We start from the raw sequence: 17,934 nt of genomic DNA on the forward strand, positions 1-17,934 counted from the left end.
TCCCGATGGCAAGCATCACGAGTCCACCACGTTTCGCCAAGGACCAGCCAGGGCCGTCCCCCGCTCCTATTGCGACGGCCGATCGCCTTGCCTCGCTGGACGTGCTGCGCGGGGTCGCCCTGCTCGGTATTCTGGTCGTCAACGTCCAGCTCTTCTCGGGCTCACCCAGCGTCACGTTCAACATGCCGCTGCGCGTGGTTGCACAGACCGGCACGCACCCCCTTGCCGATACGCTGGCGATGGCACTGCAATGGCTGTTCTTCGAGGGGAAGATGCGCGCGCTCTTCTCGATGCTGTACGGGGCGGGTTCGATGCTTCTTCTGGACAGGCTCGAAAAACGCCGCGGCACCGGACGCGCCGCTGATATCTTCCATCGACGGAACATGTGGCTGCTGCTGCTTGGCATGGTCCATGGCGCGCTGATCTGGAGCGGCGACGTCCTCCTCTTCTACGCCTCCCTGTCGTTGCTGGCGCTCTATCCGCTTCGCCATCTGAGCAGCCGGCGGCTAGTACAGATCGGGTTGCCGCTGGCGCTGGCAGGCGGGACGTTCGGCATCTACACCCTGCTGGACGTCGGGACATCGGCGACGACCGCACGACTGGAGCAAAGCGCGCAGGACGCCATCGGCAAGGGGGTGAGCCCCGGCCCCGCCGAGACCGCGGCGCTTGCCAATGCGCGCATCGCGCGCGTCCGGCAGCTGAAGTCCCTCTCCAAGCCTTCGGATGCACCCTCGTCCTATCTCGCCAACCTCCCGGCGAACGCCGCCGGCTATCGCGGGTTCGTCACGGCAATCTTCGGCTCGGGGTGGATCCTTGAAACGCTGGGACTGCTGATCGCCGGCATGGGCCTTCTCAAATCCGGCTTCCTGACGGGCCGTCTGTCGACCGCGTCCTATGTCAGGATAGCGGTAGCTGGATACGCGATCGCGATTCCGATCGTCCTTGTCGGGCTGCTCCAGTCGAGCCGCTATGGGTTCAGCAGCAGCGTCACCACCGTCTGGATGATGCTGCCCTATGAATGCCAGACGATCGCAGCCGCGCTGGCGCATGCCTCCGTCATCGTCCTGATCGTCAAGCACGACAGGGTCCGGCCGCTCCAGCGCGGACTGGCAGCAGTGGGCCGGATGGCCTTGACCAACTATGTCCTCACCAGCGTCGTCTGCCAGGCGCTATTCGTCTGGTTCGGCCTTCTCCCCTATGGCGGCCTCGAACACTATCAGTTGCTTCTCGTCGCATTCGGCGTGTGGGCACTGAACATCGTGGTCAGCCTCGTCTGGCTCCGGGTCTTCGCCTTCGGTCCGCTTGAGTGGCTTTGGAGATCGCTGACCTATTGGAAGCCACAGCCTTTCCTCGCCTAGGGGCGGACAGCAACCGCATCCCGCCCACCCCTACCTCACGCCCGACCCGGGCCAGATCCCAGGCGCCCGCGTACGGCGTGGCCTCAGCGCCCAGCGCCGCGTTCGGGGATACGCACCAGCAGTTCGGGGTAGCCGTGAATGAAGGTGGAAAGCGTCCTTACCGGCGGCTGCACGACATCGATCCGGGGGAAGCGCAAGAGGATTTCCTCCCACAATGTCCTGATCTGCAGGTCCGCGAGCCGCGCGCCGATACACCGGTGGACGCCGAGGCCGAAGGCCAGCTGGCGCCGCGCATTGGGGCGTCCCAGGATGAAATCGTCGGGATCGGGGAAAACCGCGTCGTCGCGATTGGCCGACAGATACCAGAGAATGACCTTGTCGCCTTTCCTGATACGCTGCCCCCCAGCGACACGTCCCGCATCGCGGTTCGCCGCATATGCGCGAGCGGAGTCTGCCAGCGCAACACCTCCGGGGAGAGGCCTGCCACCGCGCCCGGCAGCCGGAGCTTGTCCAGTTCCCCGGGAAATCGGTCGAACGCAACGACGCTGCCGCTGATGCTGCTGCGGGTCGTGTCGTTTCCCCCGACGATGAGCAGCACGATATTGCCGTAAAGTTCCGCGCGCGGCATGCCGCGTGTTTCCGGGCGCGTCGCGAGCATCGAGATAAGGTCGTTGCCGGCGGGAGCACGCAGCCGCGCCTCCCAGATCGAGATCGAACGTGTCGAAGCATTCCTTCATCACGCCCAGCTTGCTCTCCATCGTCGGAAAACCGGGGCTGCCGGGCAATGCCACCATCGCCTCCGACCAGCGGATCAGGTCGCGGGATCGCTCGAGCGGATATCCCAGCAACGACGCCAGGGTACGCGCCGTGAGTTCCACCGAAACCCGGTCGACCCAGTCGAACGGCTCGCCGATCGGCAGACCGTCCAGTATCTCCTGCGACCAGGCTCGCACCTGCGGCGCCATCTCGGTCAGCCGCTGCGGCGAAAAGGCCGGTGCGACCACTTTTCTCTGCGGGCCATGCCGTGGCGGGTCCATCGCGATGAAGGACGGAAAGAATTGCGGGTCGTTCGGATGCGCGGCGATCGTCACCCCGCCATTGAAATGATCCGAAGAGAATGTTTCGGTGTCGAGTTCCACCCGTTCCACATCGCGATGCCGGGTGATCGACCAATAGGGCCCGTACACGCCGTCGGAGCAGTAATGAACCGGGGCCTCGCGGCGCAACCGCTCGAAGTATTTCGGCGCCAGCCCGAGCTGGAACAGCTGCGGTCTTGCGACGTCGATCCGTTCGATCGGCAACGTCGCGAGCTCCTGTTCATAGATGCCGGCGTCGTCCAGTTTCCCGCGGTCCAGATACATGCGTGATCTCCCAAAATTGGGGGTCAGGCATGTGAGGGAGCCGCTACGTGACGATGTCGTCACGATGTGCATCTGTTACGCCGGCAGCCGATCCTTCCTTGAATACAAGGACAGGCACTGCCCCGATCAACGGGGAACGGGAGGGCACGCCGGGATTTTGGTCACCGGCGCGCCTGTCGCGCCTTTTGGCGTCGACACCCCATCCAGCACCGTCCTGCGGAGATGGGCCTCCCGATCACTCCTGTGGCACTGGTCCGCGGCGCGCTGACTTCAATCCCGCGCGATCAGGTTACGGCCGTCGCAGACTAGCCGACCTTGGCCGATTCTGCGGGATCAGGCTGCGAGCGAGACGCGAACGTCGAGGCCGTTCCGGGCGAGGTGCGAATAGGGGCACACGATGTGCGCCTGTTCGATCAAGCCATGCGCAACGTTCGCCGGCACGTCGGGGAGGCTGACGGTAAGCGCCACGTCGAGACCAAAGCCCTCGCCGTCATCGCGCTTCCGGATACCGACCGCCGCCGCAACACTGCTTTGTTCGTCGAGCGGAATTCTATGCTCGCCGGCGACGAACCTGAGCGTGCTCAGAAAGCACGCGGAATATCCCGCAGCGAACAGTTGCTCGGGACTGGCGCCTTCGCCACCCGTCCCGCCCAGCGCCGCCGGGACCACGAGCCCCACGCTGAAGCTACCGTCTGAATCGGACGTGACATCGGCCCGGTCTTTCGTCGAAATTGCCTTGGCACGATACAAAATGCTCATCGCAACACCCTTGGTTCAACACGATGATCTAGATGCGGAATGCGATCCGTTGTCGACGCGGGTTTGACTGCAATTGTAGTCGAGCGGCGTCATCTCTGACGATACCGCTTATGCCTTGGCGTGCTTCGGAACGTCGAAATCCGATTGCCCAAAGATGGCTTCTCCAGGTCCGGTTTGAGGAGAAAACGGGAGCCAACGCAGGCGCGTTCAACGGTAACATATCTGCGCGATCGTGTAGCCACCATGAAAGACTAGGCCGGCACTGTCTGCCTGCTGCCCGAGACGGCAGCGGGGAACGACAAGGTGCTCCATGCATAGGTACACGATCAGGTCATGCGTACATTGGCCCTTTTTACTCCTGCTTTACGTCTCCATCGTCATGTTTGGCGGGCAATCCGCCGCGATCGGGCGGGGCGTCGATCCTTCGCGGCGGGTCTCGACCGATGATCTCGACCTGACTTCTCGTCAGAGCCGGATCGAACTGGACCACCGCATTCGGGCGGCGGCGCGCGACGTCTGCCGCGACCGGCCAGCCCCGTTATCCGCAATGCAAAGTATGGAAGTCCAGAGATGTACGCGGGACGCTATCGGCGGTGCCGAAGCGGCGCGGATGCGGCTTATCGCGCGCGCGCACGCGGGTTTACCCGCCGGGGCAGACGTGCATCGGGGCTGAAGCACTCGCTAGGCATCGGGTATGACCCGCCCCGGAAGTCGCTGTGTCTCGATCAGCCGACGCCTGCTCAACCAGATGCGCGCACTCCTCGCCCGCTACCAATATTGCACCGACGAGCTTTGATCATGGACGATAGTGTCGATCTGAAAGGAATCCAGGAGGTTGCCGACCTGTTGTCGGTAACGCCGAGAACGTTGCGGTTCTATGAGGAGAAGGGGCTGATAAGACCGCTCCGCATCGGCGCCGTCCGCGTCTATCGACGGTGTGAGATCGTCCGGATCCGGCTGGTCCTCCGCGGCAGATCAATGGGGTTTTCGTTGACCGAGACCGCCCGGTTCCTCGACCTGTACGACGCAGATCCGCGGCATCCGGAGCAGGTGCGCACGCTGACGGGAAACATAGGGCATCGCATCGCGGAGTTGCGGCAGCAGCGCGAGGCGATCGATCAGACGCTGACGGAACTGGCGGCGCTCGAAGACGGGGCGCTCAAACGCCTCCATTCGCCCGCCGCGGAGAGATGCGCACCGACGTCCAGCGCTGTGGCGATGGAAGGGGCGGACCCTGGCCCGCCCCTTCCGACGGCAAGTTCAGCGACGCACGAAGGCGAGCAGATCGGCGTTGATGACGTCCGGATGCGTCGCGGCCATGCCGTGCGATAGTCCGTCATAGGTCTTCAGCGTTCCGTGCTTGAGAAGCGCAAGCATTCTCGGCGCATGGTTCGCAAAGGGGACGAGCTGGTCGTCGGTGCCGTGCATCACCAGCACCGGAACGTCGATCGCCTTGAGATCCTCGGTGAAATCGGTCGCGGAGAAGGCGGTGATGCAATCATAGTGCGCCTTTGCGCCGCCCATCAGACCCTGACGCGACCAATTGTCGATCAAGCCCTGGCTGACCTTGGCACCGTCCCCGTTGAAGCCATAAAAGGGACCCGACGCGATCTCGCGGTAGAATTCCGCGCGGTTGGCGATCAACGCCGCGCGAAACCCGTCGAACAGTTCGGCGGGCAGCCCCCAGGATTGGTGTCGGATCGCAGCATCATCGGCGGCACGGCGCCCAGCAGGACCGCCTTCGACACGCGGCCTGCATCGGCTCGGGCGACGTAGCGCGCGACCTCGCCACCGCCGGTCGAGTGGCCGACATGCACCGCGTTCTTCAAGTCCAGCGCGTCCGCAAGGCTGATCACGTCTGCGGCATAGGTGTCCATCTCGTTGCCGACGTCCGTCTGGCTCGATCGGCCATGGCCACGACGGTCGTGCGCGATCACCCGATACCCTTCGGCGAGGAAGACCAGCATTTGATTGTCCCAATCGTCGCTCGAAAGCGGCCAGCCGTGGTGAAACATGATCGGCTGCGCATCCTTGCTGCCCCAGTCCTTGTAGAAAATCTGCGTGCCATCCGTCGTGGTGATCGTCGCCATCTTGCGTCTCCTGCGTTCCGCCCGGCCTCGTGCCGCTCCCTCGCCGGTGTAGAGGAATGGTCGCAGGCGATCGCTCGGCGAAACCGACAAATGGTTAAGGCTGAAACACGTTTCGGGCTTGTCTTACCGCAGTGCAGTCCGTCGATCGGATGAGGCGCGGCTAGAATAGCGGCTCGACGGCTGCATCGAAGATATAGCCGAAATTGCGGTCCGTGCGGATCAGCTGCGATTGACCCGCCACGGATTCCAGCTTCCGTCTCAGCCGCAGGACCTGGACGTCGATGCTCCGATCGAAAATGTCTTCGTGGGGCCGGGTCGCGCGCATCAATTGCAGGCGCGACAGCGGGCGGCGCGGCGCACCGAGAAAGGCGAGCAGCAGCGCGTAATCGTTCTTGCTGAACGCTACCGGTTGCCCTTCCGGGTCGATCACGGTTCGCGTGCGACGGCGCAATTCCCAGCCATCGAAGCGATACCCGCCGCGCTGATCCGCGGAGAAATCGTGCGCCGCGCCATGACGCCGGAGAATGGCCCGGCCCCGCGCCAGCAACTCGCGCGGGTTCAACGGCTCTCCGACGAAGTCGTCGGCGCCCAGTTCCAGGCTCATCACGCAGTCATAATCGTCTCTCGGCCCGCTGCTCATCATGATGATGGGAATGTCCGACTGCGCGCGGATACGACGGAGCACCTCGAATCCGTCGATCGGCTCGAGCTGCACGTCCAGCAGGAGCAGGTTGTAGCGGTCGGTTTTGAGCAGAGCCGGTGGCGGCATCTCGCTCATCGCCACGGCACGGCATCGCTGACGGCCCAGATGCGCGACGAGCCGCTCGCGCCGCTCGCGATCGCACGTCACGATCAGGATTTCCAACGGCTGCGTGGCCTGGATCGGCGGAGCGCTGCTCGCCCAGCTTGCAATGTTCGTATGAAGCACGGGAAGACTCCCTATGAGCCGCCGGGTCCATCGTCGCGATGGACCCGGCGCGGTTATGTTCAGAGACCGTGCGCTCGGCGTAGGACTTCGCCCGCGCGTTCACCGATGATGGCACAGGGGGCCTGGATGTTGCCCGTCGCGACCCGCGGCATGACCGAGGCATCCGCGATCCGCAGCCCCTCCACGCCGTAGACCTTCAGATCGGCATCGACGACCGACATGGAGTCGCGCCCCATCTTCGCCGTGCAGCTCTGGTGCCAATAGGTCACCGCGGACTCGCGGATGAACTGCGTCATCGCCTCGCCCTTGAGCGGTCCTGGCAGCGACTCGCCGACGACATAAGGCCGGAAGGCGTCGGCATTGCCGAGGTCGCGGCACAGTTCGACGCACGCCCGCGCCGCATCCATGTCGGCAGGATGCGAGAGCACGTTCGCGTCGATCTCGACAGGCGCATTCGGGTCGGCACCGGTCAGCCGGATGCGGCCCCGGCTTTCGGGTTGGGCGAGGCCGGCAAACATCGTCCAGCCATTGGCGGGCACGCCCCGCGCCGCGGTCCGCTCGCTCGGCACCGGAAACTCGACCTGGCAGAACAGGAGATCGGGCGACTCCAGTTCCGGCCGCGTCTTCCAGTACAGTTTCGCCTCGTTGCCGCTGGCGCGCGGAGCGATCGGCTCGCGATATTCCCAGATGCAGCAGAACGCGGTGTGGTCCTGCAGATTGGCGCCCACGCCCGGCAGGTGTTGCACCACTGGCAGGCCGAACCGCGTCAGTTCCGCCTGGTCGCCGATACCCGAATGCATCAGCACCTTGGGCGTGTGGATTGCGCCGAGCGACAGGACGACCTCGGACCGCGCGCGGATCATGACGATGCGGCCGTCGCGTTCGATCTCCACGCCGGCCGCGCGGCGCCCCTCGAAGACGACGCGGCGCACGATCGCGCGGGTCAGGACGGTCAAGTTGGGCCGGTCCATGAACGGGCGGAGATAGGCGCGAAACAGCGAGTGGCGACGCCCGTCGCGCACCAGCATGTCGGTGAGCGCCGCGCCGCCGGGCCCCTCCATCATCGCGCCATTGGGATTGTCGAAGCGGGGGATGCCGATTTCGCCCGCGGCGTCGAGCATCGCAAGCGCGATCGGGCTGGGATCGGTCGCGGGCTGCACCCAGACTGGCCCCCGGTGCCGCGATATTTGGGATCGGGCGCGCCCTGCCAGTTCTCGATCCGGCGATAGATGCCGAGCACCGACTCGTAACCCCAGGCGGCATCGCCGGATTCGGCCGCGAAATGATCCCAGTCGCTGCGGTGTCCGCGCGCCCAGACCATGACGTTGATGCTGGAACCACCCCCCAGCCCCTTGCCCATCGACATCGGCATCGTCCGGCCGTCGATATGCGGGTTCGGTACCGCCTGAAAGCCCCAGTCGCGCTCGCTGCCCAGGTTGGTCGGCCACTGCGCGGGATCGAGCACGCTCTCCGCCTCATCGTCGCCGCCGGCCTCGATCAGCAGGACGTGCGCATTCGGGTTCTCCGCAAGCCGCCGCGCGACGACCGAGCCGGATGAACCGCCACCGCAGACGATGAAATCATAGTCCGCGCGCAAGCCGGCGGTCAGCCGTGCCTGATTCTCCTGCACCCGCCGGCCGAACGCGACCGGATCCTCAACATCGATATCGCTCATGGTCATTCCTCCATCGTGGAAAACGCCATGTATCAATTCTATCAGATTTATCAATTCTATCTTTAATAGATAATTTCGGATGTTTGCGCTACGATGGTTGCCCGCTAGCTGGACTCATGATGAGCAAGACCGACAAGGACATTCTGACCACCGCGGACACGGCAAAACTCCTGGGCGTTTCGGTGCGCACGGCGCAGTTGCTGATCGAGGGTGGGACGGTTTCGTCGTGGAAGACCCCGGGCGGGCACCGGCGGGTCTATCGCGCGGACGTGATGGCGCTGATCGAAAGCGGGGAGCGGACCGAACCGCCGTCCCGATCCGCGACCGTGGTCGTGATCGGCGCCGCCAGCCGCTTGCCAATCTACGCCGGACAGTTCGCGCAGGTGCCCGAATGCACGACCGAAATGTATGAGGACGTGCTCGCGGCGCTGGTCGCCGTCGGCTCGATCCGGCCGCACATGGTCGTCGTCGATGCGGGTTCGGAGGGCGCACTGCGCAGTGCGTTGCTGCACAGCCTGGCCAGCAACCCCTTGCTCGCGACCAGCAAGATCATCGTCGTGGCGACACCGCCGGGCCTTTCGTCCCTTCCCGATCGGGTGGCACAGGTGCCCGATGTCGCCAGCGCCGTCGCGGCGGTGCGCGCGTCACTGCGCGACGACCAGAGCTTCACGCTGGACGATGGTGAACTGGGTTTCCCGATTGCGCTCAACGAGCGGCAGCGGCTGGTCGCGCTCGAGCGCGCGGGGCTGGTCGACACGCTGCCCGAAGAGGCGTTCGATCGACTGACGTGGCTCGCAGCACAAAGCCTCGACGCCCCGATCGCGCTGCTGACGCTGCTCACGCCCACGCGGCAATGGTTCAAGTCCAAGATCGGCCTCGATTTGACCGAGACGCCGCGCAGCTGGGGGTTCTGCAATCACACGATCCTGCAGAAACAGGTGTTCAGCGTCCCTAACCTCGCGGAGGATCCGCGATTTGCCGATAATCCTGCGGTGAAGGGCGAGGGTGGCTTTCGATTTTATGCCGGCGCCCCGGTCCTTGACCAGGACGGTTTCGTGGTCGGATCGCTTTGCGTCATCGACCGCAGTCCCCGCGTGATCGACGAACGCGGAGAGCGTATCATCATGGCGCTGGCGGCGCTCGCGTCGGACGAGGTGCGGCTACGCGCGCTCGACCGAAAGCTGCGGACGACGCACGCGCGACCATGAGCGCACCCGACTTGCTACCGGCGTAACCCGTCCGGCGTGCCGGGCAACGCGATTGCAGCGCTGGCGGCTCACCTCGCTCCTCCCGAAAAGCAGGAGGTTGGCGTGGGTGGATTGGTAAGCGCGCATCCGGACAGCAAGGCGGTGCAGCTGTCCAGCGGTCGCATGTCCGTGATAGATCAGGGGCACGGACTCCCCGTCCTGCTCGGTCACGGGTTGCTTTGGGGCCCCGCAATGTGCGTCCCGCAGATCTGCGCGCTCCGCCCGCATTGCCGGGTGCTCGTGCCGGAACTGTGGGGCCATGGCGGATCCGGTGCGCTGCCTCCCTCGACGCGCAGCCTGGCCGATATCGCCGACCACATGATCGAACTCCTCGACGCACTGCACATCGAGCGCTGCGTCGTCGTGGGATCGTCGATCGGAGGGATGTGGGGCGCACATCTGGCCGCGCGTGCGCCGCAACGCGTCGCCGGGCTGGCGATCATGAACAGTTTCCTCGGCCCGGAGCCGAAGGCGCAGCGGACTGTCTATGCGGCGCTCCTGGATCGCGTGGCCGAAGAGGGCGCGATCAGCAGCCACGTCGCCGACCTGATCGTGCCGCTCTTCTTCGGTTCCGACATCGCGCGGCGCGCGCCCGAGCTACCACACGAATTCCGGCGCCGATTGTCCGGCTTCACACCCGACCAGCTGCGCCGCTCGATCGTCCCGCTAGGACGGCTTCTCGTCGACCGGCGGGATGCATTGCCGATCCTTTCACAGATCGAAGCGCCGACGCTCGTCCTCGCCGGCGCGAACGATCGGGTGCATCCTGTCCATGAGAGCAGGATCATGACGGCCCTGCTGGAGTGCGGCCTGACGGTCGTGGCGGACTGCGGGCACACGGCGACGCTTGAGCAACCCGGGCGCGTCAACGCCGCACTGCTCGACTTTCTCGGTCGCCTGGCCTGGACGCAGGAAATCGATCAGCGTGCGGCCGGCTGATCGGCGACGACCGCTCCGTCTTCGACTGGCTCGACTGCTGTCCCCCACCGTCCGATCTGTTCGTAAAGCGTGTCGCGCAGATGCCGGATCTGCTGATTGAGCGCGTCGAGCTCGGACGGGGTTCGACCCGAGGCTTTCAGCAACCCGGCGTTGAGGCAAACCGCCTGGGTCCGCAGCTTCGTCCCTTGCGACGTCAACGAGATGATCACCTGTCGCTCGTTGTCCGGGTTGCGCAACCGCTTCACGAGCTCGGCCGTCTCGAGTCGCTTCAGCAGTGGCGTCAGCGTGCTCGACTCGAGCGCGAGGTGTTGCGCAATCGTGCCAACGGTCTGCGCATCTTCCCGCCACAGGACGTTCATGACCAGATACTGCGGATAGGTCAGGCCCAGTTCGTCCAGCAACGGCCTATAGAGTCGCTGAATCGCCATGCTCGCCGAGTAGAGACCGTAGCACAGCTGATCTTCCAGTTGCTGGGGGCTTGGCGCGTGCTCGGTCATCGTAGACTCCGTTGTTCAAACCACTGACATATATCGTGATAATGTTTTTCTGGACAAGACGCCTGGCCTTGCATATTTATGTATCGCGATAACGGTTGCCGCAATTTCTGGAGATAGACGATGAAGACGCTTTACCGCACGCGCGCAAACGTCACCGGCGGCCGGACCGGCATTGCCACGGTGGCCGACGGTTCGCTGAGCCTTGCCATCGCAACGCCAAAGGAACTGGGCGGGGCGGGAGGGCCTGGCGCCAATCCTGAACAGCTGTTTGCTGCCGGCTATGCCGCCTGCTTCCTCAGCGCGATCCGCTATGTCGCGGCTGGCCGCAAGCTGCGCATCACCGATGAAGCGCGCGTCTCTGCCGATGTCGGCATCGGGTCCCGGGAAGACGGTCGCGGTTTCGGGCTCGAGATCGCACTGGAAATTTCACTCCCCGATATCGATGCCGCGACCGCCGCCGACCTGGTCGAGGAAGCGCACGTGGTTTGCCCCTATTCGCACCTCGCCCGCAACGGGGTCGACGTTCGTCTCTCCATGGCCGCCTGAGCCTCGCGCTTAGGGGAGGATCTGACGATCCCCCAAATGCAGAAGATTATCCCGCCTTACGCGATGTGACGTCCCGTTTCGTCCCGATTATCAAGACGGCGGTCAGTCCCTAATTTCCAGTCATAGCGAGTGCCGGCAAAGCGATCGGCAGAGCACGTTTGGATCAACGGGACCGGACAAGGAACACGCCATGACAATATATCTTCCAGCGCCAATCGCCGGCTATTTCGATGCGGACAAGGCCGGCAATGCCGATGCGGTCGCAGGCTGGTTCACCGAGGACGCCGTCGTCAAGGATGAAGGCAAGGACCATCACGGACGCGATGCCGTGCGCGCCTGGAAAACCGGCGCCTCGAAAGCGTTCACTTACACCGTCGAACCGTTCGCGATGCTAAGCGACGGCGACCGAACGATCGTGACCGGCCATCTGACCGGCGACTTTCCCGGCAGTCCCGTCGATTTGCGCTATGTCTTCACGCTGTCGGGCGACCGGATCGCCGCACTGGAGATTCGGGCATGAGCGCGTTCCTCGATCTCGGCGGCAAGCGCGCCCTCGTCACCTCGGGCACCCGCGGAGCCGGCGCCGCGACGGTCGCCCTCCTCCGCGAGCTGGGCGCGCGCGTTCTGACGACCGCCCGCGCCCGCCCCGACGACCTGCCCGCCGAACTGTTCGTGGCGTCGGATCTGACCACCGCCGAAGGCTGCGCCGCGCTGGCGGCGGCCGCGCAGGAGCGACTGGGCGCGATCGACATCATCGTCCACATGCTCGGCGGCTCATCGGCGCCCGGCGGTGGGTTCGCGGCGCTCGGCGATCGGGATTGGGAAACCGAGCTTGCCATGAACCTGATGCCGGCGGTCCGTCTGGACCGTGCGCTCGTGCCAGCCATGGTCGCGCGTGGCCAGGGCGTGGTCGTGCATGTGACGTCGATCCAGAACCGGCTGCCGCTGCCCGAGGCGACGACCGCCTATGCGGCGGCCAAGGCCGCGCTCTCGACCTACAGTAAGAGCCTGTCGAAGGAGGTGGCCCCCCGCGGCGTTCGCGTCGTGCGCGTGTCGCCCGGCTGGATCGAGACCGAGGCCTCGGTGCAGCTCGCCGAGCGGCTGGGCACACAATATGGCGGCGGCGTGGAGGCGGGCAAGCAGCGCATCATGGAGTCGCTCGGCGGCATCCCCCTCGGCCGCCCCGCGCATCCGGACGAGGTCGCCAGCCTGATCGCGTTCCTCGCGTCCGATCGCGCCGGGAGCATCACGGGCACCGAATATGTGATCGATGGCGGCACCATCCCGACCGTCTGAAAGTCAGGTCGCCTCCGCCATGCGCGGCACGAGCGTTGAGCCGGAGGCGACCGGATCATGCCCGCAAATCGCGCGCGTCGAAGGCGGCCCGGTTCGCGTCGAAGGTGGCTAGGTTCGCGTGAACCCATTCTCCCAGCGCCATCCCCTGCGCGGCCAATGACTGGCCAAGCGGGGTCAGCGCATATTCGACCTGAGGCGGCACCGACGGATGAACGGTCCGTGTGAGGACGCCGTCACGCTCGAGTGAACGCACCGTCCGCGTCAGCATCTGCTGCGAGATCCCGCCGACCGCGCGGCGCAGCTGGTTGAAGCGGACGGGCCCCGCCTGCAACGTCACCACCACCGGCAACGTCCAGCGATCGCCGATCCAGGCGAGGTGCCGTGCGATGACCGTGCAGGACTCTGCGTGCCGATCGCCCGACAGGTCCCTGCCGGAAGCAGTCATATCCATCTGACCTAGTCCTAAAAATATGCGTTCTTGGCGCCTCTGGCGGGTGCCCATAGCTAGCCGGGGACACCATCCAATTGGAACAGCCCCATGAAAATCCTGCATCTCGACTCGTCAATTCAGGCCGATACCTCGGCCAGCCGTCTGCTGTCCGCGGCCGTCGTCGATCGGCTGCGTGCCACGCACGACACGACGGACCTGGCCTATCGCGACCTCGCGATCGCGCCGCTCCCACACCTCACCCTGCCCGGCCTGGCGACCGACCTTGCGGCGACCGTGCTTGACGAGTTCCTGGGCGCCGACATCGTGGTGATCGGCGCACCCATGTATAATTTCGGCATCGCTACGCAGCTCAAGTCGTGGTTCGACCATATCCTCGTCGCGAACAGGACATTCCGATACGGCGAAAGCGGGGTCGAGGGGCTGGCCGGCGGCAAGACGGTGATCGTCGCCATCTCGCGCGGCGGCATCTATTCAGACGGGCCCGCGATCCCGAACGAGCATGCCGAGAGCCATCTGCGCGCGATGCTGGGCTTCATCGGCATTACAGACGCGGTCTTCGTCGTTGCCGAGGGCGTCGCTTACGGCCCGGCACAGCGCGAAGCCGCCTTGCAGGAAGCACAGGCAAAGATCGACCGGCTCCTGCCGCTTCCCGTCGCTGCATAGACCCCGCTCCATTAAAGGGCGGGGCACGTTGCTGGTGGAGGGACCGCCGCGCGAAAACGGGCGGCGGCCCCTTGCACTTACTTGCGCGCTGCTAGCGTCGTGCTGCGCGCATTCTTCGCGGCGGTATCGATGACATCGGCAACAGCCTTGGGCTGCGTCAGAAAGACGACGTGGCTGCCCTTCACTTCCGTGGTGATCGCGCCGATCCGGCGCGCCGTGCTGCGAAGCAGCTTGGGGTCGATCGCACCGTCCTCGGTCGCGACCACCGCCCAGCTGGGCTTGGTTTTGAACGCCGCGAAAGTCACTTTCGCCTTCAGCGCAGCCATCGCAACCGGAACCTGGCTGTCGCGCAGGAATGCGCCGACCGCCTCGCTGGTATCGGCGGCAAACCCCGCCTTGAACTTCTGCTTGTTGAGGAACGCGAAGCCATCGGCCGTTTCTTCGGGGACGAAGTTGGGCGGCGGTGCGACTTCGGCATACTGGTCGAACGTGGACGTGCCGACTTCCGGCGCGAAAGCCGCAACATAGACCAGGCCCACAACCTTGCTGTTGCCGCCCGCCTGCGTGATGACGCTGCCACCATAGCTGTGCCCCACCAGGATCGTGGGCCCGTCCTGTTGCGCCAAAACCCGGTTCGTAGCGGCCACGTCGTCGTCGAACGACGTCAGCGGGTTCTGCACGATGCTGACATGATACCCGCGCGACGTCAGTTCCTCATAGACGCCTTTCCACCCCGATCCGTCTGCAAAGGCGCCGTGTACGAGCACGACGTTCTTGACGGTCTGGGCATGCGCCGCGCCGGAAATGCCGACGGTTGCGGCGGCGGCGGCGGCGGTGAGAATGGCTCTGCGGATCATGATGACTGCCTCCTTTTGTTTGTCGCGATATCGTTTATTGCAATACGTTTATTGCCGATGACGGATACCGCCGTCCAGCGGTTATTATTATCGCAGTAATGTTTCTTGAACCGGGTTCAGTTCTCCCGGCAAGCCGCGCCCCGCCGAGCCCGCACCGTGACGTTCCGGAGCGCGGTACCACTGCGGTCGTGTCACACCTGCCTCGTCGAAGCATAAGAGATACGATCCAAGCAGAAGCGATACAATTGCAAGCACCGCGATTGTATTGCAGCTGTAACGGTCTTGAACTTGAGACCGCCTTATCCCGATGCAACGGCGAAGTCGCATTGTAGCCGATGCCCGATTACGCGTCGGGTAGCGATCCTTACATTCAGGAGTTCTTATGAAACGACCTCATGCGACGTTGTTCGCGATTGTGATCGCCCTAACAGCCAATGTTTCTGCTGCCGGACCTCAGCCGGCGCAATCCATTCCGGCCGTTCCCGCCTTGCCCGTCCTGGCGTCCGAGGGCGCGGTGGTCAGCGCAGGCGCCAGAATCTGGTTCGGCACCGTCGGCAAGGGACCCCCATCATCCTGCTGCATGGCGGGCTGTCGAGCAGCCGCGGATGGGGCGCGCAGGTGCCCGCGCTGGTCGGTGCAGGCTACCGCGTCGTCCTCATCGACAGCCGCGGTCATGGCCGCAGTACGCTCGGAACCCGGCCGCTCAGCTACGAGCTGATGGCACGCGACGTGACCGCCGTGATGGACGCGCTCGCGTTGCGTCGCGCCGCGATCGTCGGCTGGAGCGACGGCGCGATCATCGGGTTGGTCCTAGCGATGCGCAACAGTCGTCGCGTCGACCGACTCTACGCGTTCGGCGCGAACATGGACCAGCACGGCGTCCGGGACGGTGCGGCGCAGGCGCCGATACTGCAGGACGTCGGACCACGGCTCGCTGCCGACCATGCCGAGTTGTCGCGTGACCCGCAGGGTTTCGCGACACTGCATCAGGCGGTGCGAACGATGCAAAGGACCCAACCTGATTATCGCGCGTCGCAGCTTGCCGCGATCCGGGGTGTCCCCGTCACCATCGCCGACGGGGCGCAGGACGAGTTCATTACTGCAGCGCACCCCGCGTATCTGGCGCGGGCGATTCCGGCCGCGAAGCTAGAGATCTTTGCCAACGCCGGCCATTTTGCACCTTGGCAACATGCGGCAACGTTCAATCGGGCGCTTCTCGCGTTTCTCGGGAAAGGCGGGCGACCGTCATCCAAGTGACGTGGCGGGCCGGACAGGATCTGCCACGCAGATCGTCGTCAGCCGCCGCTGCGGTCGAGAATCTTGCAGCGGTAACGCCCTGACGTCGGTTCACTACCGCTGCCACCCTCATGTTTCGGAAGAAACCCGGCAGTCCTTTCCAGGAATGCCGCTGGACGCGCATCAGACGAACACCCTTCGCGAAACATTCAGCGGACGCTGCATGATGTCGCGAAGAACTCCTCCCGTACTTACAGTCCAGCAGCAAGGATGCGACTTGAGCAACCTGACCATTCATCTCGTCACCACCGCGCGCGATCGCAAGACGTTCGTCGCGCTCCCCTATCGGCTCTATCGCGACGATCCCTACTGGGTGCCGCCACTGAGGGGGAGGCCTTGGCCAACATCACGCCCGAAAAGAACGGCTGGTTCTCGCACGCCGAAGCGCAACTGTTTCTCGCCTGCGAGGGTGACCGTGTCGTCGGGCGCATCTCCGCGCATATCGATACGCTGGCGCTGACCATGCCGCCCGCTCAGGGGTTTGGACCGGGCGTGGGGCAATGGGGCCTGATGGAGGCGGAGCGCGAGGACATCTTCCGCGCGCTTCTGGCGCGCGCGGAAAGCTGGCTGCGCGACCGGGGCATGACGCGCGCGCTCGGCCCGATCAGCATGTCGATCTGGGAAGAACCGGGCCTTCTGGTCGAGGGATATGATCAATCCCCGACGATCCTGATGGGACACGCCAGACGCGCATATGGCGGCTGGATCGAGCGCGCGGGGTACAGTGCTGCCAAGCAGCTCCTGACGTTCGAACTCGACATCACCAGGGCGTTTCCAAGGATCGTCCAGCGGATCATCGGTGCCGGCCAGGCCGACCCCCGCATCCGGATCAGGGACGTCGACAAGTCGAGGTTCGACGAGGAAGCAGCGATCATCCTCGCGATCCTCAACGACGCCTGGTCGTCGAACTGGGGCTTCGTGCCACTGACCGAACCCGAAATTCGCGACGTCGGGGTCAAGCTGAAGCCGATCGTCTTCAACGATCTCATCCAGATCGCCGAATATGACGGCAAGCCGGTGGCCTTCATGATCACGCTGCCGGACATGAACGAGGCCATCAAGCCCCTCAACGGCGCGTTGCTCCCGTTCGGCTGGCTCAGGCTCCTGTGGTGGCTCCGAAAACCGAAGGTGCGCACGATGCGCGTTCCGCTCATGGGGGTTTCGAAGGCGCTTCAGGCGTCCCGGCTGGCCGCGCAGCTCGCCTTCATGATGATCGAGAATACCCGCCGCACCGCGGTCGAGAATTATGGCGCGACCCGCAGCGAGATCGGCTGGGTCCTCGACGACAATCAGGGCATGCGCTCGATCGCGGAAACCGTCCGCGGGGACATCAACAAGATCTACACCATCTACGGCAAGCGCCTGTGAGCGACATCTGGCAATCCACAACGGCTGGCCTTCCCGAAGCTTCAACCCGAAAACGCCTCACGGTGGACGGAAGACATCGAACCCACTCGCCTCAGGGGTGCTGACGCGATCCAGCGCGAGCGACTGTCCGGCTCACCCAGGTCGGCATCAGCAGGTGCGCGAGTTTCGCCTGCCCCCGGGGAGCAACTGACCGGGACCAACATCGTCGCGCTCGACGCGGGTGCGCCTTCATAGGGCGGCGGTACGCGACGGGGATGACGCATGCAGCTGGGTCCGGCCGAAGAGTCAGGTCCGGCGCCGCAGCGGGTCCGTCAACGCCCAACGGATTAGCAATGCGTGACAGCTGTAAAAGTGCGGGCAAGCCAGCGCGCGTAATTCACCTCGAACTGCCATCCAGGCGGATAGTCAGAACGGATGAGGCGGGTGGCGGGCCTCTCTAGGCCGTGCGCCCGTACGGCTGACGCGCTTGTCCCGTCATTGGTGCCCCGCAAGGCTCGCTGCTCTTGATGCGAGAGGTCGAGACGACGAGGTCTGCCGATCCCGAACTTCGCCCGCACCTCCGCGCGATGCGCCTAGTCGCGGACGAACCCGGCTTGCAGCTTG

Annotated in this window: 17 protein-coding genes and 3 pseudogenes; 11 read left to right on the forward strand and 9 right to left on the reverse strand. The window is 64.8% G+C overall.

Going from position 1 to position 17,934, the window contains the following annotated elements; all coding sequences use genetic code 11:
• The first annotated feature begins 5 nt into the window (after positions 1-5).
• Positions 6-1,358, forward strand: coding sequence for a DUF418 domain-containing protein (locus QP165_RS08935; RefSeq protein ID WP_333995264.1), 1,353 nt, complete (start codon positions 6-8; stop codon positions 1,356-1,358).
• Between the two features lie 83 nt (positions 1,359-1,441).
• Here QP165_RS08935 and QP165_RS08940 read toward each other — a convergent pair whose 3' ends face one another.
• Positions 1,442-2,791, reverse strand: a complete 1,350-nt coding sequence (locus tag QP165_RS08940) for a cytochrome P450 (RefSeq protein WP_333995266.1) — start codon at positions 2,789-2,791, stop codon at positions 1,442-1,444.
• Between the two features lie 261 nt (positions 2,792-3,052).
• Positions 3,053-3,478 carry an Ohr family peroxiredoxin gene (locus QP165_RS08945; RefSeq protein ID WP_333995268.1) on the reverse strand — a complete coding sequence of 142 codons (426 nt, stop codon included), beginning with the start codon at positions 3,476-3,478 and terminating at the stop codon, positions 3,053-3,055.
• A gap of 310 nt (positions 3,479-3,788) precedes the next feature.
• On the opposite strand from QP165_RS08945, the gene QP165_RS20000 reads away from it, so the two are divergent.
• Both QP165_RS20000 and QP165_RS08950 read left to right on the forward strand, forming a co-directional pair.
• The gene (locus tag QP165_RS20000) at positions 3,789-4,151 is read left to right on the forward strand and encodes a UrcA family protein (protein ID WP_443019275.1); all 363 of its coding nucleotides are present in this window, start codon (positions 3,789-3,791) and stop codon (positions 4,149-4,151) included.
• 125 nt (positions 4,152-4,276) lie between these two features.
• Complete coding sequence (locus QP165_RS08950; protein WP_333995269.1) at positions 4,277-4,810, forward strand: MerR family transcriptional regulator; 534 nt, start codon at positions 4,277-4,279, stop codon at positions 4,808-4,810.
• Here the strand turns inward: QP165_RS08950 and QP165_RS08955 are convergent.
• The 4 genes and pseudogenes from QP165_RS08955 to QP165_RS08970 form a co-directional block, all read right to left on the reverse strand.
• Positions 4,739-5,568 (reverse strand): annotated as a pseudogene (locus QP165_RS08955) (alpha/beta fold hydrolase). The gene QP165_RS08950 and the pseudogene QP165_RS08955 overlap by 72 nt on opposite strands.
• A gap of 160 nt (positions 5,569-5,728) precedes the next feature.
• Positions 5,729-6,496, reverse strand: coding sequence for a response regulator transcription factor (locus tag QP165_RS08960; protein ID WP_333995270.1), 768 nt, complete (start codon positions 6,494-6,496; stop codon positions 5,729-5,731).
• Positions 6,497-6,555: 59 nt separating this feature from the next.
• The gene (locus tag QP165_RS20005) at positions 6,556-7,014 is read right to left on the reverse strand and encodes a GMC oxidoreductase (RefSeq protein WP_443019361.1); all 459 of its coding nucleotides are present in this window, start codon (positions 7,012-7,014) and stop codon (positions 6,556-6,558) included.
• A gap of 243 nt (positions 7,015-7,257) precedes the next feature.
• Positions 7,258-8,177: pseudogene (locus QP165_RS08970) on the reverse strand (GMC family oxidoreductase); the annotation flags it as partial.
• 113 nt (positions 8,178-8,290) lie between these two features.
• On the opposite strand from QP165_RS08970, the gene QP165_RS08975 reads away from it, so the two are divergent.
• Both QP165_RS08975 and QP165_RS08980 read left to right on the forward strand, forming a co-directional pair.
• Positions 8,291-9,379: a GAF domain-containing protein gene (locus QP165_RS08975; protein ID WP_333995276.1), complete on the forward strand. Its 1,089-nt coding sequence runs from the start codon at positions 8,291-8,293 to the stop codon at positions 9,377-9,379.
• A 102-nt stretch (positions 9,380-9,481) separates the two neighbouring features.
• Entirely contained in the window at positions 9,482-10,357 is an 876-nt protein-coding gene (locus tag QP165_RS08980; RefSeq protein ID WP_333995277.1) for an alpha/beta fold hydrolase, read from the forward strand.
• Here the strand turns inward: QP165_RS08980 and QP165_RS08985 are convergent.
• The gene (locus tag QP165_RS08985) at positions 10,339-10,854 is read right to left on the reverse strand and encodes a MarR family winged helix-turn-helix transcriptional regulator (protein WP_333995278.1); all 516 of its coding nucleotides are present in this window, start codon (positions 10,852-10,854) and stop codon (positions 10,339-10,341) included. The two genes, QP165_RS08980 and QP165_RS08985, sit on opposite strands and share 19 nt — an antisense overlap.
• Positions 10,855-10,974: 120 nt before the next feature.
• Here QP165_RS08985 and QP165_RS08990 point away from each other — a divergent pair, with 120 nt between their 5' ends.
• From QP165_RS08990 to QP165_RS09000, 3 genes are all read left to right on the forward strand, one after another.
• The gene (locus tag QP165_RS08990; RefSeq protein ID WP_333995279.1) at positions 10,975-11,400 is read left to right on the forward strand and encodes an Ohr family peroxiredoxin; all 426 of its coding nucleotides are present in this window, start codon (positions 10,975-10,977) and stop codon (positions 11,398-11,400) included.
• 190 nt (positions 11,401-11,590) lie between these two features.
• Complete coding sequence (locus tag QP165_RS08995) at positions 11,591-11,920, forward strand: nuclear transport factor 2 family protein (protein WP_333995281.1); 330 nt, start codon at positions 11,591-11,593, stop codon at positions 11,918-11,920.
• Positions 11,917-12,696 carry an SDR family oxidoreductase gene (locus QP165_RS09000; RefSeq protein WP_333995282.1) on the forward strand — a complete coding sequence of 260 codons (780 nt, stop codon included), beginning with the start codon at positions 11,917-11,919 and terminating at the stop codon, positions 12,694-12,696. Before QP165_RS08995 ends, QP165_RS09000 begins: the two co-directional genes overlap by 4 nt.
• A gap of 55 nt (positions 12,697-12,751) precedes the next feature.
• On the opposite strand, the gene QP165_RS09005 is transcribed toward QP165_RS09000, so the two are convergent.
• Positions 12,752-13,147 (reverse strand): winged helix-turn-helix transcriptional regulator, encoded by a 396-nt coding sequence (locus QP165_RS09005; protein ID WP_333995283.1) that lies wholly within the window; start codon positions 13,145-13,147, stop codon positions 12,752-12,754.
• Between the two features lie 87 nt (positions 13,148-13,234).
• On the opposite strand from QP165_RS09005, the gene QP165_RS09010 reads away from it, so the two are divergent.
• The gene (locus tag QP165_RS09010) at positions 13,235-13,810 is read left to right on the forward strand and encodes an FMN-dependent NADH-azoreductase (RefSeq protein ID WP_333995284.1); all 576 of its coding nucleotides are present in this window, start codon (positions 13,235-13,237) and stop codon (positions 13,808-13,810) included.
• A gap of 77 nt (positions 13,811-13,887) precedes the next feature.
• Here QP165_RS09010 and QP165_RS09015 read toward each other — a convergent pair whose 3' ends face one another.
• Entirely contained in the window at positions 13,888-14,667 is a 780-nt protein-coding gene (locus tag QP165_RS09015) for an alpha/beta fold hydrolase (protein ID WP_333995286.1), read from the reverse strand.
• Positions 14,668-14,955: 288 nt separating this feature from the next.
• Between QP165_RS09015 and QP165_RS09020 the strand changes: the two genes are divergently transcribed.
• Complete coding sequence (locus QP165_RS09020) at positions 14,956-15,924, forward strand: alpha/beta fold hydrolase (protein ID WP_333995288.1); 969 nt, start codon at positions 14,956-14,958, stop codon at positions 15,922-15,924.
• A gap of 205 nt (positions 15,925-16,129) precedes the next feature.
• Positions 16,130-17,331: pseudogene (locus tag QP165_RS09025) on the forward strand (N-acetyltransferase).
• Positions 17,332-17,934: the final 603 nt, after the last annotated feature.

The organism is Sphingomonas sp. 22R3R2A-7, from assembly GCF_036856055.1.
Taxonomy (GTDB): domain Bacteria; phylum Pseudomonadota; class Alphaproteobacteria; order Sphingomonadales; family Sphingomonadaceae; genus Sphingomonas.